Source organism: Fuscovulum sp. (assembly GCA_035192965.1).
In the GTDB taxonomy this organism is placed as follows: domain Bacteria; phylum Pseudomonadota; class Alphaproteobacteria; order Rhodobacterales; family Rhodobacteraceae; genus Paragemmobacter.
Window position 1 is genome coordinate 1,109,748 of record CP136571.1, and the last position, 14,605, is coordinate 1,124,352.

Sequence of the window (14,605 nt, forward strand, 5' to 3'; positions counted from 1 at the left end):
GGGTGCTCTATGCTGGGGCTTAAACTACGCGGAGAATTTCTTGGCCGCCGCTTGCAGGGCACTGCGATTGAACTGTCCAACGACAGCAACACAGGCGCTACCCAAGTACCAGCCCAGAGCTTCTTGGAGATCACTTACCCCACCCTCGACCTTCTAAAGGGAATTGAAGCTGTGGGCCCGGCGCAGGGACGCCCCGTCGTTGTGATCGGGGAGCGCGGCCTGGGTAAATCACACTTGATGGCCACCCTATACCACGCTGTGCACGATCCAGCTTCAACAAGGGCGTGGCTGAATAACTGGTCGGTCACCCTCAGCGATCCGAAGATCAGTTCGATACCACTCCGCGACGGTATGCTTGTGCTCGGTGAAAGCCTCCACCGTCACCGGTACAAATTCCTGTGGGACCTGCTCTTTGAGCGCCACCCTCATGGCACCTACATCAAGGGAAAGTGGGAAGGAATGGGGTCCGCCAAGACCGACATCCCTTCAGATCAGCTTATCCTAGAGCTGTTGCGCCACACTCCGACCATGCTGCTGCTGGACGAGTTTCAAACTTGGTACGACAGCCTGACCAACACAAAGCAGTACCCTTGGAAGAACTGGGCGTTCAATTTCATCCAGATCCTTTCTGAAATTGCGAAGGAGCATCCAGAGCTTCTTGTGCTTGTCGTGTCCGTGCGAAACGGCACAAGCGATGCTTACCAGCAGATCCATCGGGTAAACCCGGTTCAGGTTGACTTTCGGGCGGGTGGCAGTCCTGACAGGATCCAAATCGACCGCCGCAGAATGCTGCTGCATCGCTTGTTTGAGAACAGGCTTCAGATCACAGCGTCTGCGATCGAGAGCATCGTGGCGACACACGTCTCGGAGTTCATAAGGCTTACGAACGTTCCTGCCGCTGAGCAGGAGCGGAAGCAGCGCGATTTTCTCGATGCTTGGCCATTCGCGCCGCATCTCCTGCAACTTCTCGAAGACCAAGTATTGGTTGCAACTGATGCGCAGGAGACGCGAGACCTCATCCGCATCCTCGCAAACCTGTTCAAGAGCCGGGGGGATACGACACCGATCCTGACCTCTGCGGACTTCAAGCTCGACGATGATACCACCGGTATTGGTGCATTGCTTGACTCGGTCGCGAACCAGCAGCACCGGTCCCTTCGGGACAAAGCGCTGCGAAATTTGACCTCTGTGGTCGAAGCCGTACCGGACCATGCATCAAAAGCGCCCCACCTTCAGGAAATTGTCGGTGCTTTGTGGCTGCGGTCGATCGCCGTAGGCAACTTGGCTGGCGCTGACCCTGCGATCCTGCAGGCCGACATCACGAAAACCAAGAAGGTGGACGACAACGCATTCCAGGTTGAGCTGGCAACGATCATCGAAAACAGCTTCAACATACACCAGGACGGAACTCGGCTGGTTTTCAAAGAGGAAGAGAACCCGCAAGCCAAAGTGATGGCATCCGCCCGCAACGACAGGCTGTTCACTGACGGGGCAGATCTCGCCCAGCTCGCGAAGGAGGTTCGCTACGTCATCAGCGGAACCGAAGAGGTAGCGCGAAACTTCCGAGTGATCGCTTTGCCGCGCAGCTGGCAAACCGATCCTTGGACTGGTCTCGAGGAAAGTGAACACCCAGATCAATGGGACGACAGACTGCCTATCCTGGTTCTTCCCGAAGAACCCGACCGCTTGAATGAACGTCTTGGGCGTTGGGTCAAAGACCACATGCAAAAGCGCAGGAACACCGTGCGCTTCTTGCTGCCGCGCTCGGGCTTTACGAACGCATTCTACGACCGTGACCTGATCATCCTTGCGCGCGCAGAAATGAAAGCACGGGAGTGGGGCAACCAGAACGCTGAATATCGTAAACTTCACACGAAGTATCAAAGCGAACTGCGGGACATCTTGCGGAAGCGCTTCGACCGCTTTGCTGTGATGTACCGCTGGAACTTCTCTGATCCTTCAAAATGTGAGTTTCACGTTGAAGCCTTGCGAGAGCAAGGTTCAAAGATCCCCGACGCCATCGAGAATGCGTTGACGAACGATTTGTTCGTGCCGGAGGACTTCCAGGACCTTGTCCTTGATGCAGCGAACAGTAACAGCTCGGTTGGCAAGCTCTTGAAGGAGCTTCAGGAACCGCGACCCTCTGGCCAAGACTGCATCCCATGGCTTGGCGAAACTGCCATGAAGGAACGAATTGTCCGTCTGTGTGCCCGTGGAAAGATCGCGATTAACTTGCGGAGCATGGAGTACCTGCAGGCTCTCGCTGGGGAAGATGAAGATGCGGCTTGGAAACGTCTGAGACCAAAGTTGGCCTTCACTGGTCGTCAGCTGGATGAAGTTTTCCTTCTGCCCCCGTCTGCGGTTCCGTCGACTGGCGGCTCGACACCCGTGACACCTCCGACAACAGAACCTCCCACTGGTGGTCTCTTCGGCGGCGCCCCTCCGGCACCGACCTCTCCGGTTGGCGGGAACAATGGAGACCCGCCAGTCGCACCCGCCCCAGGTCCAACGTCCACACCGGGCGGGATCTTTGGAGGGGGGGCAGGAAGCGGTCGTACACCTTTCGCCAGCTCAGCAACCTCCCCTTTGAATCTTATCGGCAAAGTTGAGAGCTGGGGCATTGGGCCAGCAACGCCCGTCAAGGAAGTGACGATCAAGGTAACCGCAGCTACCGGCGCTCAGCTCAAGGAACTGCTCAAGAAGCTTCCTGACGGCATGACGTTCGAGCTTTCCTTGGACAAGGAGGGCAGCTGATGGCTTTGGATGCACAACAGTTGCTAGATCTGACCAAGTCTTCACCCGAAGAGGCTTGGCAGACCGTCATTGAACGCGCCTTGGAAGTCTGTGGCAGTCCGCTGAATGTCGCGAGTGCATCTGCAGAGGTCACTAGGCGCGACCGAGCTATCGGTGAGCTGGACCATTTCCTTTCGTCGGTGGCTTGGGATTTGTGGCGGGCCTTCGGGGATGTCGTCCCGCGGAACGCGGACAAGGTCAGCGAATGGTGGGGAAAACCATACAGCGCCAAAGCGGTGCTCGTCTTAGACGGCCTCAGCTTGCGGGAACTGCCTTGGCTGATCGAGGAAGCGAAGGCGCGCGGCTTCGCGCTGCATACCACCACGGCTTACGCGGCCGAGATACCCAGCGAAACAAACGCCTTTGCCAAGGCGCTCGGGTTGAACAGCCGCAGTCAGCTGCAGAACAACGGCGGTGGCCTGCTTCACCGCCTCGCGCCTGCGAGAACTGAGTGCATCGACATGCCTTGGAAAGACTGTGCCGGGCTTGTCGATGCTTCGCCGAACTGGCTGTTCTGGCATCAATGGCCTGACACGAAACTGCACGATGGCGCTGGCGCGGGTCAGGGGCTGGACGTTCTCACGCGGGACATCGCGGCGCAGCTGACCAGCGATGATTTCTGGTTGTTCGTGGAGCGGCTGGCGACCGGTCGCCGCCTGGTGATCACCTCCGACCATGGCTACGCCGCGACCGGCTTGTTCTTCGACGCGGCCGACGAACAGGGCACCTTCCTGAAGAACGCCCTTAAGAGCGGCCGTCTCGCAGCTGGCGATCACGACCCGGGCCCGTTCGTTCCCCCGGTCGCGCTGCAGGCCGACAGTCCGCACGGAAAGCACCTACTCGCCCTCGGCCGCTGGAAATGGAAGAGCCAGGGCGGCTATCCCACCCTCGCGCATGGCGGCCTGTCCCTGCTCGAGATGCTCTGCCCGTTTGTTGAATTGACGAAGTAAGGAATTACGCCCATGGCGACCAAGAAAGAACAGATTGCCCAAGAGGTCGCGCGTGCGGTCGGCGCCGGCAAAGCCGTCGCCATGGAGACCGTTGATTTCAGCGACCCGAACCGGCCCAAGACCTGCCTTGAGGTGGATTTTCCGATCTTGCCCGTGAACCAGGTTGCCGTGATCGAGGGCAACGCGGGCAAGCCGATCTATCAGATGTCGAAATGGTGGGCGCGGCGGCGGTCCAGCGTGTTCCGCTCGATGCTCATCGCGGCCGCGACCAAGGCGCCCGAGGATCCGTCCCATGCGGCGAAGCTGGTTTGGGACAACTACTACGCCAACCACCAGAAGAAAGGTGCCTTCAAGCACCTGAAGGTGGCTGACATCTTCATGGGTGGCGGTACGACGCTGGTCGAAGGCTCTCGTCTTGGAATGCAGATGTCGGGCAATGACCTGAACCCGGTCGCCTGGTTCGTGGTGAAGCAGGAACTGGCAGATGTTGATCTGGACGAGGTGAAGCGCCTGCTGGCGGACATCGAGGCTGAGGTGAAGCCACAGATCATGCCGTTCTACTACTGCGACGGCCCGAACGGCGAGAAAGGCACCTGGACGCACAAACTCTCGGGCAAGGTGATGGGCGCGGATTTTGACCCGCTCTCGTTGAAGCCAGAGGAGCGGAAAGACTACAGCTACGAAGGGCCCGAGATCATCTACACCTTCTGGGCAAAGCACGGCCCTTGCCAGGTGACGGGCTGCGGTCACCGTACCCCGATCATGACTGATCCAGTCATGGCCGTGAAAACACTGACCGTGAAACATTGGGCGCATGAATGTCGGTCATGCAGCGGGCAGTTTGACATCGAGGATGCCGAAGCGCGCATGGCCCCAGAGGTTCCGCTCTATGTGGCACCCGATGAAAAGCCCTATTCGATCCTCGATCCGAAAGGCAGGGTGATCTGCCCCCATTGCGGCCATACCGAAATGGTGAAGCTCGACAAGGGCACGAACAAGAAGGTCGACCTGACGCTCCTGGTCCATCCTGAATGGCTGGCTGGCAGCCCAAAAACGGCCCCCGACGGCACCGAGTTCGGTGGCGCGCCTCAGGACGACGCGGCATCAACCCGCGCTTGGAATTCCGAGAGGGCAAGCCACATTCGACTGTTGGAAGTACGCGGCAAGCTCCCGGACACTGCCACCTGTCCCGAGACCAAGGTAACCTTCCCGACCGGCAAGGAAGGTGGCACTGTCCCGAAGCGGTCGACCTTCACATGTGCATCCTGCGGTTCACAACAGGATGTAATGAACTCGACCCGCGACTCCAAGAAAGGTGGACAGGTTGCCGGCTACGGCATCCAAGGGCTCGCGCCAAAGCGCGGAGACACTGGCGCGCCCTATCGCGGTCGTTTCTTTGCGCCTTTCAACGAGCAGCTGGCCGACCAGTACAGCACTGCAATCGAAGAGTGGGAGCTGCGTAAGGACGGCGATCTAGCGGACTATTGGCCCCGCTCCGAGGTTCCCTATGGCTTCATGACGGCCATCGCAAACAGCGATATTCGTACGAATTATGGGTTCACGCATTGGTGGACCATGTTCAATCCGCGGCAGCTTCTCGTGCTGTCTCAGATCCTCAAGTCCATCGTGGAAACCGGCGACTACAGCTGGGCAACGCGGGAGTATGTTCTTGGTGCGTTCCAGCAATACGTCCGCAACCAAAACATGTTTTGCTTCTGGGATATCAGCCGCGATTGCCTCGCTCCACACATGAGCAATAACAACTACCACCCGAAAGCGAACATCGTTGAGAATTGCGTTTTCAGCAATTTAGGTCGTGGAAACTGGATCTCCTGCGCTGAGACTATTGAAGCCGGAGAAGATTGGTCTGCTAGGCCGTGGGAGCCCGTTAGCGTAGACACACTCTCGGTGTCACACCCCGGCCTAGCAGCCGAAATCTCAGGGAAGAGTGAGAAAGTCTTTCCCGGAGATCCCGTTCGCGAAACGGAAATTTTCCAAGGCTCTTCGACGGATCTGAGCCAGTTCCGCGACCAGTCCATAGACTTGGTGATCACCGATCCGCCATTCGGTGGCCTTCTTCACTATTCAGAGCTCGCTGACTTCTTTTACGTTTGGCTCCGCCTTCCTCTGAAAGCGAAATACCCAGAGTATTTTGGACCGGAATACACCCCCAAATCCATGGAGGCTGTGTCCAACAAGGCACGGGAACCAGAAGATCCGGACGGGTTCTACCAGCGTCTCCTGACCGGCTGTTGGCGTGAAGCCCATCGCGTACTGAAGCCGGGCGGCGTTTTGGCGTTCACGTTCCATCACAGCGAAGATGCACCGTGGGTCTCGGTGCTTGAGTCGCTCTTTGACGCTGGTTTCTATCTCGAGGCGACCTATCCAATACGCTCGGACGAAACCAAGGGTGAAGGCGAGTTCGGCTCCAAGACCATCGAGTACGACATCATCCATGTCTGTCGAAAGCGCACAGACGAACCTAAGCCAGTCAGCTGGGGCCGCATGCGCCGCGAGGTGCTGGCTGATGTCCGCCAACTACAGGGCATGTTGGAAAATCATGCCCGCGCAGGTCTGCCAGCCGCTGACCTTCAGGTCATTCGCCGTGGCAAGGCGCTCGAATACTTCTCGCGCCACTATGGCAAGGTCTATGTCGACGAGGGTCGTCCAATTTTGGTCAAAGACGCACTGGTCGGCATCAACCAGCTGATCGACGAGGACGCAAACAAGACCGCCGAACCGCCGCCGGTGATCGCCGAGCCGATCTCGCGCCAGTTCCTGCGCATCTTCGACAGCAAGACCGAACTGGCCCGTGACCAAATCCAGAAGCTGCTCCGCGGCTCGGGCATCGCCCCGGATGAATTCGAAACGCGGGGCTGGTGCCACGAGGACAAGAAGGTCTTCCACCTGGTTGACCCGCTGGCCTTCGCCCGCGATTGGCAAGGCAAGCATCGGCGGAAACTGACGGCCGACCTCGACCAGGCCCTCGTGATGGTGGGGGCTTGCTACGACGGCAGCGGCATCAACGCGTCAGACACGCTGAAGAACGAGAACTTCAAGCCGCACCCTGCGCTGAAAAGCTTGCTCGAATGGCTCAGCAAGCGGGGCCAGACTCAAACGATGCGCAATGCGGCATCGCGGGCGCTGACGATCTACAACAACTGGGCCGCAAGCAACAAAGACCAGGTGCGCCAGCTGTCGCTGTTCCAGGAGGACTGAACATGAAGCAGCTTCTCGACAGCGTCTGGCAGCGGCGTGGCGTCAGCTGGATCTGGGAGAACGACGCCTTCTCGTCTATCGCCAAAGCTGGCGAGGTGTTCAGCTTGCGAGAGATGATCCGCGCTTCGAGTAACTGGCCGGATGACTTGCCCAGCAACGCCAGCAACACCTTGGTCGTTGCAGGTCTTGACGCCTGTCTCGACCTGATGACGCCAGCCGATGCGGAGGCGTGGTTGGGCAACGAGCTGAAATCGACGATCTTGTCTTTCCAGGACGCATATTCCGGCGAAGCTGCGCTCGTTTTTTGGCTACCTAATGGCCATCGACGTATTCATGTTGACCTTGCCACGGATGCTGTCCGCTGGCGCTGTGCCGCACCTTATTCCGATGAACAGATCGAGTTTGGTCGGGTGCTATGGGGGGAAGCTCGCCAATATCCGCAGGAGATCCTCCTCGCGCACGGTGGCAAGCCTGCCGGGCTCTTCCACCTCCGGATCACTTAATGATGGCGACCGAGACCACCTACAGCCCGGGTGAGCGGATCACCCACAGTGACCACGGCGCAGGTGTCGTGCTTGAGACGCCGCGTGAAGGCTATCTTCGAGCGTTCTTCAGCGGCGGCGAGCGCCGAGTACCGCTTGGCAGCATCAAGAAGGAACGATCAAGGACCGAGCGCATCCTCAGTTCCGTTGAGGGGTCTGCTGAAAGGGCAAGGACTGTCTGGCTGTCTTACGAAGCCCATGCCCTACCCATAATGGAGAGTGCATCAGCGCTGACATCTGCGCGGATCGACTTGCTGCCCCATCAGGTTGTTCTGACCCACAGGATCGCGACAGCGTCGCCCCGCCGGTTCCTGATCGCTGATGAGGTTGGGCTGGGAAAGACCATTGAGACGGCATTGATCTTGCGAGAGCTCGTCAATCGAGGTGAGCTAAACCGTGCCTTAATGGTCGTTCCGGCTGGCCTCGTGAACAACTGGCATCGAGAATTGAACGAAGTATTCAATCTCGATTTCGAGGTTTTTGGGTCAGAGGGCGACATTACTGACCGGAAGACCAATGCTTTTGCGAAACACGACCGGCTGATCGCAAGCATCGACACCCTCAAGCGTCCAGCACGCATCAAGCGCCTGTTGGATGCGCCACGCTGGGACCTGGTGGTCTTCGACGAAGCGCATCACGTCACCGCACACCGCATCGGCGGCAAGGTGCGGAAAACTGAGAACTACAAGCTTGGCGAAGCGTTGAAAGGCCATGCACGCGACCTGCTTCTGCTTTCAGCAACCCCGCATCAGGGAAATCACTTCACGTTCTGGATGCTGATCCAACTGCTGAACCCAACACTCTTCAGCAGCCCCGAAGACATGCTAGAGAACCGGCATCGTCTTAACACGGTGATGTTCCGCCGGACAAAAGCTGACGCGTGCAAGCCTGATGGCGAGCCGCTGTTTGCCCGCCGTTGGGTACATACGGAATCATTCCTGATGAGCGAGGAAGAACGGGGCTTCTACGAAAAACTGCGTGAATACCTCGAGGACGGCTTTGACCTGGCTAAGCGCAAAGGCAATCAAGGACGCGCCCTCGGCTTCCTCATGGCAATCTTCCAGAAAATTGCAGCATCCAGTTTCGCGGCAGTTCGACGCACTTTGAAACGCCGGATGCTCATGTTGACCTTGCATGAAGCGCTGCTGAGAGATCGCGAACTCGACATCGAGGGACGCGAGCGCCTTTACGATGAAGCCCGAGAGTTGATCCATATTGAATGGGGTCTGGGCAGAGATCCAATTTCGAGAAGCGAAGTCGACAGGGTGATGGCAGACCTCAAACATCGCCTAGCCAAAAAGCTTGACGAGGACGAGCTGGAGTTGGCATCTGATCCTTACGGCAGCGAATTCGTGTCTTCGCATCTGGAAGATCTGGCGTCCGCAGCGATTGACCTGCACCTTCCCGAAGAGCGTCTTAGAATTGCGGACTTGCTCAATAGTTTTCCAGCCCAGCGTGAAACCAAGGCTCAAAAGCTAATCGACGGCTTGGGTGTGCTCTGGCGACAAAACCCGAATGAAAAGATTGTGATCTTTGCCACGTATCTTGGCACTGTAGATCTGATCGCAAAGGAAATTGAAGCGGTCTATCCAGGTCAAGGGGTGGCTGTGTTGCGAGGAGGCGACCACGGCGCAAAGGTAGCAGCGGAGCGCCGATTCAAGCAAAAGGATGGGCCGAGGGTCCTCGTTTGCACAGCAGCCGGCCGAGAAGGGATAAATCTTCAGTTTGCGCGCATCCTGTTCAATTTCGACCTGCCCTGGAATCCGATGGATATGGAGCAAAGAATTGGACGCATCCATCGTTACGGTCAAAACCACACGGCACAAGTGTACAATCTTGTTCTTTCTGATACGATTGAAGGCAGGATTTTCCTGTTGCTAGACGACAAGCTCACGGAGATTGCCCGCACCCTTGGCAAAGTCGACGAGCAAGGGAATGTCGCCGAAGATCTCCGGTCACAGATTCTTGGACAGCTTTCGGAGCGCCTAAACTATGATCGTCTGTATCAAGAAGCGCTTGGCGATCCAGAACTGAAGCGGACAGCGGTTGAACTTGAGGCAGCGCTATCGAATGCCCGTGAGGCACGCGAAGTCGTGTTTGACCTTTTCCAAGACCTCGATGGTTTCAGCTTGGATGACTATAAGCCATTCTCGGATGTTTCTTCCGGTATGGGGCGTCTGGTTGAGTTCCTGTCCTCAGCAGTAAGCGATCAGAATTCGCGAGTGGTCAAGATTGATGATCGAACTGTCGATCTAATCAGTTCCGAAGGCAGCCTGAGAAAAAGGTTCACACTCGACCGAGATACTGCCACTGAAAATGAAAAATGCGATCTAATGGGACTGGATCACCCATTGCTCCAGGAAGAGCTGGGTCGATGGCGCAGCGTTGCTCCCGAGTCCTTGGGCGTCGCCCTTGAAGGCAGCGGTTATGGGCCAGCAGTCCTTACTATCTGGATGATCGAAACGTCAAATAGCGCTGGGGAGCACAGGTCCACAATCCAAGCAATCGCCGTGAATCTTGAAGGCAACAGATTACCGGCAGCTGAACGTCAATTAGAAATTGTACTCCGATCAAATCCAACTCGCGCAATGCTTTCGGCAGAAAAGCGGATTGAGTTGTTTGCTCAACATGTGGAACCGACTTTACAGCGGGAGCTGAAGCACAAAGGTGCCGCTGCGGGTGAAGGTAGCTATTCGGCTGAGTTGATTGGGTACATCGAGCTCGTTTCATAGCGCTGTATGCAAAGTGTTCGGCAATGTTTACCCACCGGGCTTGCAGGATTAGTTCTGACACACCCGCGCTTGGTCTCGCAAAACCGCATAGTCACCAAGCATGCGGGCGATGACGGCGCCTTCTGGCAACGCCTCGACTTCGTTGGCCGCGCGCGCCTGCTCGGCGCCGGTGTACTCGACCACGGGCGGACAGGGCGATTGGGTGTCAGAACCGCCCATCGTGCAGCCGGTCAGCAAGTGCATCGCGATCAGGGGGGCGGCGAGCCGCGGCTTCGAGCATCTCTCGCTGTATGACATCGTTTCTCTCCTTGACATCAAGCCGTTCGGCAGCGCGCCCGGCGCGTTCACCAGCACTACGCAAGTTGAACAGGAACAGCAGAATCGCCGCAGCGGTGAGGATGAGACCCAGCGCCGTGCGCACCGGGCCAGGGGTGAAAAGCCAGCCGATCACCGCTGCCCCCGATTCCAGTCGTCGATCCGCGCGTGGATCGTGATGGCAATGCCGATCAGCGCGATGACGATCAGCACCCAGCGCAGGGTGTCGAGGTAGGGCACCAGCGGCTGGACCGCGGACTGGGTCTCGGCAAGCACGTCCTCCAGAACTTCAACCCCAGCCGCGCCGACAGTCGCGGCACCGGCCGCCCCACCACCGCGCAGCGTACGGCTTTCCGAAAGAACTTCGCGCGCAGGCGGCAGTTCCGGTGCAAAAGGGACAGGGCGCACCGGGAAGGCATCGCCCCAGGACCGGGCAGGCCCAAGGTCGATATGCATGAAGCCCGAGCGGGGGTAATAGCCGAACCCCAGGAATCCGACTGCCCGCGCTGCCGCCTCGAAGGCCTCAGGATCATGGTTCGCCATAGCGATGTCGAAAGCGGTGCCCTGCATGTGCTTCGACGCCGGGGCTCCGCCGACAGCACGGTTGTGTTCCGGGCTGCGATAGGCGGACCGCACGATCAGCGGCTTGCCCAGCCGGTCGCGCAGGGCCTGCAGCTTGTCCATCGCATCGGTGTTGATCCTGATTGCGCCTGTGCCACGGCAGGCGATCTCCGCGGGCGAAAAGCTCGGCCAACGCCACGCCTTGTCAGGAACGTCGCGCCAGGTCGGAAAGGACAGGGTCGGCATGGTGGATCCTCCAAATGGAAAAACCCGCCGAGGGGCGGGTTGGGTGGTCGTGTTGGTGGTGAAATCGGCAGCGCCTCCCCGTCAGGGCGCGCTGCCAAAGATCTTCAGCTTGATCGCGATGCCCGCAAGCAGTGCCAGGATGACGCCGGTGGTGATCAGGTGGACTGCGCTTTGGACGGCCGTGCGTCGGACGAAGCGGATGGCATCGAGCAGCGCGCGCAAGTCGCGAATGTCGAGGGCGGCTTCCGTGCCGTCGAGGCCGACATCGGCCAGCGCGCGCTTCGCCCCCTCTTCTGCGGCCCGCGCAAGGAGTTCCTCGAACTCGGCATCCGGCATGCGGACATGGCCCTCTCCGGAGCGGCGCGGGCTCATGCGGAGAGGATCCCGACTTCGGCGGGCAGGGTCACGCTGGTCCAGGCGCTGCTGTCGGTGGGGTTCAGCGCCCATGTGGAATAGACCGACCTCGGTGCAAGTGACGGCACAGTCACCGGCGCCGCATCATGGTTGACCCCGCCCATGCGCAGGAAACCCGCAGCGGCCTGCGGCCCCGCTGTGCCCGCCTGCGCGACCTGCTTCACATGCACGCCCGCGATGGCCGCGACCGCTGCAGGTCCGGTCGGCCCGGTCAGCGAGAAGGACAGCCGCTGCCCTGCCGCGTTGCTGGAGACCCGGCTACTGACGTCCTCGTCCTTCAGCGCATCGATGCTGCCCGCCATCTGGCTGAAGGTCGCGATGGCATTGGGGGTACGCCGCACGAAGCGCCGCCCGATGGTCGACACGCCATCCAGCACCGCGAAATGCGCGTAGTACCAGGTGCGGGTGACACTGGTGCCGTGCAGCCCCACATTCGGGAAGACAATCTGCACCGGCTTGCCCTTGGCTTGGGTGTTGGCGGCCGTGGCCGAGCTGTGCAGGACCCCGTCGACGTAGAAATCGATGGTGATGCTGGCGCCCACCGCCACGCGGACGTCGATCCATTGCGGCTGGCCATTCGGCGGGGTGTAGCTCGAGTTGCCCTGCACGGTCGTGTCGCCCCGCGCGACGGCGTGGTACCGGTCCGTGCTGGCCACCGGCTGGATCTGCGCGACACGGACCTGGTTCGCGTCAAAGAAATCGATGAAGTTCGCATTGCCTTCGGTGATGAGGTCGGCATCCCCGTTGGGCGGCACATAGCGGAAGCCGAGCCAGAGATCGCCTGCGGGTGCCGCAAAGCCGAGGGAAAATGGCATGGCATAGCTGCGCGAGGCGATGAAGCGGATGCCGTTCACGTCGAGGTTGGCGTCGAAGCCGATGGCGGTGGTGTTCAGAAGCCCGGAAATGCCCGAGACGTCGGTCGGCTGGTGGCCGAGATGCAGGATGTAGCTCATGGCAGTTCCACTTCGATGTAGAGGTTGGCTTGGGTCCAGGTGGTGCCGCGACCCCCACCGTGTTCGAGGAAGAGCGCTGCATCGGCGGCGCTGAGATGCGTCCCGCCGCCCCGACTGATCCAGAGGGATGCCCCCGCGACGCTGAGGCCGCCGCCCCAGCCGATTTCGAGAAAGGCCGCGGCGTCGAAGAAGCGCAGATCGGGATCGAGATAGCCGAGTGCCGTCACGCCCGGGGGCACGGGATAGCTGAACTGGGAGGGCAGCGAGCGCAGCGTGCCGCCATCTCCGGGATTGCGCCCCTGGACCTGCGGATAGAAGGCGGGACTTCCGCCCGCGGTCCAGGTCGCGGCGGCGCTGACCGGATCGTCGCGCCAGATGCCGTTCTTGCCGATCCAGAGACGGCCGAGGGCCGGGTCGAGGACGAACATCAGCACATCGCCCGCGCCGAAGGTAGGAAGGCCCGTCAGGCGCTGTTCGGCAGTGGCGGTGGGCGAGGACCAGAGTGCCCCGGTGCCGCGCCAGCCGATCGAGCCCAGCGTGATCGGGTTCAGGCCGACATTAAACTCCTCGCGCTGCGCGGCCGCGACGACGCCCATATAGCCATCGAAAGTGGCGGCCCCCTGCGCGCAAAGGACTTCCCAATAGCGCTGTCCGTCTGTGGGCAGGATCGCCTTGGCGGTCGGCACCCAGCGCATGTAGTTGGTGCCGCCCGAGCTGTTCACCGCGGTCTGATTGCCATCCGACAGTGTGTAGCCCGGAGGGCGGCGGGTGGTGTCGAGCTGCCAGACCGCGCCGATATCGACCGGGGGTGCGGCATCACCGCCTTGCGCGAGGAGCGCGCCGCGCATCATCAGAATGCTCATGCGACGGCTCCTGCCAGCGCGCCCTGGATGATCCAAGCATCGGCCCCGCGCTTGACCAGGGCTACACCCGACCACTGACCGTCGAGGGCAACGGAACCACCCACGACGCCATTCAGCGATACCCCGGCTGCTGCCGCCACGGTCGCGACCCCGGCACCGACCTGTGTGACGTTGATCAGTGTGCCGGTCTCGAAGGGGACTGTAGCCTCGGGCGGAATGGTCACGATGACGGCCGAGGAACCTGTGGTCTCGAGAATGCTGCCGAGATCGACGGCTTCCAGCGTGTGGCTGGTCGCAGTGAGCGTCCGGATGCGCACGATCCCCGGGCGCGGCACCTCGACCCAAGCTCCCGCCGTGAACCGCACATGCCGGGCCTCATCGGTGATCCAGACCTGCCAGCCCTCCTGCGGGGGTAGGTAGGCCCAAGCCGCCGCCCCTGCGGGCGACTGGTCCCAAAGGGCCAGCGAATTGGCGTTCGCCCCGGCCGCGGAAGGCACGATCAGCATCTGGCCCGTACTGCCGGTGGTGGGCAGGGGCGTGGTGCGGGATGTGACGCGGGCCTGCACGAGGGCCGAGAGGCGGCGCAGGTCTTCGCTGAGGCTGGTGCCCCAGTTGCGCTGGCCGGGATCGTAGAAGGCGCGCAGCCCCAATCCCGGCATGATCCGTTCCGGCATGCTCGTCCTCGTTCGTTGCGGTCGTGGTTGGTGCGATGGCGCGGGCGCTGGCCCGTAGGGTCTTGATCAGGTGCCCCAGAGGAAACCCCAGCCGCGATCCCATCCGGCGGCGAAGGGCGCCGTCAGTCGAAACCAGCGCGCCTCGCGATCCGTGATCCAGCTGCCCTCGACTAAGCGCCGGGAGCGGACTGCCAGTTCGATCTCGGCCGTGCGATCCGGGGCGCCCAGCTCGGGAATGGCCTCGGGTGCGAGGGCCCAGCTTGCTGCGGTCCCTGCATCGATGACGACGCCCGCGGGCAGGATGGCCGCCCCCGTGTCCGGGTCCACCCAGCGCACCTCGATG

Annotated in this window: 13 protein-coding genes; 5 read left to right on the forward strand and 8 right to left on the reverse strand. The window is 60.4% G+C overall.

Annotation, left to right across the window (positions count from 1 at the left end; translation table 11 throughout):
- The first annotated feature begins 9 nt into the window (after positions 1-9).
- From RSE12_05475 to RSE12_05495, 5 genes are read left to right on the forward strand one after another with little or no spacing between them, the layout of a single operon-like run.
- A complete protein-coding gene (locus RSE12_05475) occupies positions 10-2,754 on the forward strand; it encodes a DUF499 domain-containing protein (GenBank protein ID WRH63789.1) in 2,745 nt (914 codons plus the stop codon).
- Positions 2,754-3,743: a hypothetical protein gene (locus RSE12_05480; GenBank protein ID WRH63790.1), complete on the forward strand. Its 990-nt coding sequence runs from the start codon at positions 2,754-2,756 to the stop codon at positions 3,741-3,743. Before RSE12_05475 ends, RSE12_05480 begins: the two co-directional genes overlap by 1 nt.
- Positions 3,744-3,755: 12 nt before the next feature.
- Positions 3,756-6,962: a DUF1156 domain-containing protein gene (locus RSE12_05485; protein WRH63791.1), complete on the forward strand. Its 3,207-nt coding sequence runs from the start codon at positions 3,756-3,758 to the stop codon at positions 6,960-6,962.
- A 2-nt stretch (positions 6,963-6,964) separates the two neighbouring features.
- A complete protein-coding gene (locus RSE12_05490; GenBank protein ID WRH63792.1) occupies positions 6,965-7,465 on the forward strand; it encodes a hypothetical protein in 501 nt (166 codons plus the stop codon).
- Positions 7,465-10,236, forward strand: coding sequence for an SNF2-related protein (locus RSE12_05495; protein WRH63793.1), 2,772 nt, complete (start codon positions 7,465-7,467; stop codon positions 10,234-10,236). The genes RSE12_05490 and RSE12_05495 overlap by 1 nt, the downstream gene beginning before the upstream one ends.
- A gap of 48 nt (positions 10,237-10,284) precedes the next feature.
- Here RSE12_05495 and RSE12_05500 read toward each other — a convergent pair whose 3' ends face one another.
- The 8 genes from RSE12_05500 to RSE12_05535 all read right to left on the reverse strand — a co-directional run bounded on the left by RSE12_05500 (position 10,285) and on the right by RSE12_05535 (position 14,589).
- Complete coding sequence (locus RSE12_05500; protein WRH63794.1) at positions 10,285-10,455, reverse strand: hypothetical protein; 171 nt, start codon at positions 10,453-10,455, stop codon at positions 10,285-10,287.
- Complete coding sequence (locus RSE12_05505; protein ID WRH63795.1) at positions 10,442-10,687, reverse strand: hypothetical protein; 246 nt, start codon at positions 10,685-10,687, stop codon at positions 10,442-10,444. The genes RSE12_05500 and RSE12_05505 overlap by 14 nt, the downstream gene beginning before the upstream one ends.
- Entirely contained in the window at positions 10,684-11,358 is a 675-nt protein-coding gene (locus RSE12_05510; protein ID WRH63796.1) for a D-Ala-D-Ala carboxypeptidase family metallohydrolase, read from the reverse strand. The genes RSE12_05505 and RSE12_05510 overlap by 4 nt, the downstream gene beginning before the upstream one ends.
- A gap of 81 nt (positions 11,359-11,439) precedes the next feature.
- Positions 11,440-11,730: a DUF6127 family protein gene (locus RSE12_05515; protein ID WRH63797.1), complete on the reverse strand. Its 291-nt coding sequence runs from the start codon at positions 11,728-11,730 to the stop codon at positions 11,440-11,442.
- Positions 11,727-12,725, reverse strand: a complete 999-nt coding sequence (locus RSE12_05520) for an FscB (protein ID WRH63798.1) — start codon at positions 12,723-12,725, stop codon at positions 11,727-11,729. Before RSE12_05520 ends, RSE12_05515 begins: the two co-directional genes overlap by 4 nt.
- Positions 12,722-13,588, reverse strand: a complete 867-nt coding sequence (locus RSE12_05525; protein ID WRH63799.1) for a hypothetical protein — start codon at positions 13,586-13,588, stop codon at positions 12,722-12,724. Before RSE12_05525 ends, RSE12_05520 begins: the two co-directional genes overlap by 4 nt.
- Positions 13,585-14,262, reverse strand: coding sequence for a DUF2793 domain-containing protein (locus tag RSE12_05530; GenBank protein ID WRH63800.1), 678 nt, complete (start codon positions 14,260-14,262; stop codon positions 13,585-13,587). The genes RSE12_05525 and RSE12_05530 overlap by 4 nt, the downstream gene beginning before the upstream one ends.
- 66 nt (positions 14,263-14,328) lie before the next feature.
- Positions 14,329-14,589, reverse strand: coding sequence for a hypothetical protein (locus tag RSE12_05535; GenBank protein ID WRH63801.1), 261 nt, complete (start codon positions 14,587-14,589; stop codon positions 14,329-14,331).
- Positions 14,590-14,605 lie beyond the last annotated feature (16 nt).

Bases quoted from the DNA above. Each gene is read 5' to 3' on its own strand.
- RSE12_05475 (WRH63789.1), top strand. From the start codon at position 10: ATGCTGGGGCTTAAACTACGCGGAGAATTTCTTGGCCGCCGCTTGCAG.
- RSE12_05480 (WRH63790.1), top strand. From the start codon at position 2,754: ATGGCTTTGGATGCACAACAGTTGCTAGATCTGACCAAGTCTTCACCC.
- RSE12_05485 (WRH63791.1), top strand. From the start codon at position 3,756: ATGGCGACCAAGAAAGAACAGATTGCCCAAGAGGTCGCGCGTGCGGTC.
- RSE12_05490 (WRH63792.1), top strand. From the start codon at position 6,965: ATGAAGCAGCTTCTCGACAGCGTCTGGCAGCGGCGTGGCGTCAGCTGG.
- RSE12_05495 (WRH63793.1), top strand. From the start codon at position 7,465: ATGATGGCGACCGAGACCACCTACAGCCCGGGTGAGCGGATCACCCAC.
- RSE12_05500 (WRH63794.1), bottom strand. From the start codon at position 10,455: ATGGGCGGTTCTGACACCCAATCGCCCTGTCCGCCCGTGGTCGAGTAC.
- RSE12_05510 (WRH63796.1), bottom strand. From the start codon at position 11,358: ATGCCGACCCTGTCCTTTCCGACCTGGCGCGACGTTCCTGACAAGGCG.
- RSE12_05515 (WRH63797.1), bottom strand. From the start codon at position 11,730: ATGAGCCCGCGCCGCTCCGGAGAGGGCCATGTCCGCATGCCGGATGCC.
- RSE12_05520 (WRH63798.1), bottom strand. From the start codon at position 12,725: ATGAGCTACATCCTGCATCTCGGCCACCAGCCGACCGACGTCTCGGGC.
- RSE12_05525 (WRH63799.1), bottom strand. From the start codon at position 13,588: ATGAGCATTCTGATGATGCGCGGCGCGCTCCTCGCGCAAGGCGGTGAT.
- RSE12_05530 (WRH63800.1), bottom strand. From the start codon at position 14,262: ATGCCGGAACGGATCATGCCGGGATTGGGGCTGCGCGCCTTCTACGAT.